The organism is Methylobacterium sp. WL18 (assembly GCF_008040015.1).
Lineage (GTDB): Bacteria > Pseudomonadota > Alphaproteobacteria > Rhizobiales > Beijerinckiaceae > Methylobacterium > Methylobacterium mesophilicum.
Window position 1 is genome coordinate 1 of the sequence record NZ_VRVD01000908.1, and the last position, 1,452, is coordinate 1,452.

General features: G+C 73.3%; 2 protein-coding genes. Both read right to left on the reverse strand.

Annotated features, from left to right (window positions below; translation table 11 throughout):
* Window positions 1–207 precede the first annotated feature (207 nt).
* Window positions 208–399 (reverse strand): hypothetical protein, encoded by a 192-nt coding sequence (locus tag FV228_RS29580; RefSeq protein WP_147857707.1) that lies wholly within the window; start codon window positions 397–399, stop codon window positions 208–210.
* Between the two features lie 166 nt (window positions 400–565).
* Window positions 566–1,452: terminase family protein (locus FV228_RS29585; protein ID WP_147857708.1), on the reverse strand; the 887-nt coding region annotated here is incomplete at its 5' end.

Sequence of the window (1,452 nt, forward strand, 5' to 3'; positions counted from 1 at the left end):
CGCTCCGGGACCCCGAAGCGCCGGGTCGGCAGCCGACGCGCGCAGGCGATGCGGAACGGGCGCCATGCGCCGCCGCCGACCGAGAGACTTACCGCCTCAGGCTGCAGGGTATTCCGATTCGAGGAATGCAGGGCTCAGGCGTCGTCCCGAACGATGGCCGCCGCGTTTCGGATGATGCGGGGCGAAAACCGAACGCATCGACGCCGATCAGACGGCCTCGACTTCACGGCCGACGCCGTTGGCGGCTTCCCGGGCGCAGCGGAGAACCGCGGCCCGGTCGGTCTCGCTCGCGATCGCGTTCCACAGGCGCAGCAGCTCGACCGTCGCACTCAGGTCGGGGCGGACCGTCGCCGCACCGTAGAAATCGCCCACCGGGCAGCCGAGGGTCTCGGCGATCATCCGGAGGCGCCGTTGGGCCCCGTCGGGTAGACAGCTCTCAGGATTAACATCCGAGCTCACGGGCCACCCTCCGATGTACACGGGTTTATAGCAGTCGCTCCGAGTGTATGCAATTTAAGGATGAAGTCTGGCGTCACGTTCCCGTGTGACAGCGCACGAGGCGGCCTCAGAGGCCGCGGATCCGCGGCGCGCGGGGCGCGTCGAGCAGCAGGTGCGTCACCGCCCAGACCAGGGCGTCGAGGCGATCGGGCGAGCCACCGCTCGACAGGCCGTTCGGACCGAAATCGCACAGCTCGTCCTCCAGGGCCGGGAAGGCCCCGACATGGTGGACGAGGCCGCGGGCGTAGAGCAGCGACACCGGCTCGGCACGCAGGTACTTGCCCCGCGTCGCGCGGACGGGCGTGACCGGCACCGCCGGGTCGCACTGGGCCAGCACCGCGGCGGCCATCTCGCCGCCCTGGTTGACCTCGACCACCAGGGCGTCGGCCCCGAGCCGGTGATAGAGCGCCAGCGCCGCCCCGGCCCAGGCCTGGGGGCTCGCCCGGGCGAGGCTCGCATCGGCCAGCACGTAGGCCTGGGCGCCGGCCCGGCCTGCGGCCACGATCCCGCAGGCATCCGAGCGCGTCCCCGAGGTCGCGGGCGGATCCACGGCCACCACGATCCGGGCGAGGTCCGGCGCGGCGCCGACCCGGCCGGCCTCCAGGGCGGCACGCTCCCACAGGGCATCGTCCCGGTCGGCGATCAGCTCGCCGTCGAGCTCCTGGCGGCCGAGGCGGGTGCCGGCATAGCGCCCGACCACCTGCTCCAGGAAATCCGGGGCGAGGTGCCGGGCGTTGTCGTGGGTGCGGGCGCGGCTGACCACGGTGAGCGGGTCGGCGAGCAGGCGGCGGATCAGCGGCACCGGCCGGGGCGTGGTGGTGACGAGGTTGCGCGGGCGGGAGCCCAGCCGCAGCCCGAATTGCAGCATGTCGAACGCGGCCTCGGGCCGACGCCACTTGGCCGCCTCGTCGCACCACGCGGCCCCGAATTGCGGGCCGCGCAGCGCGTCGGGCT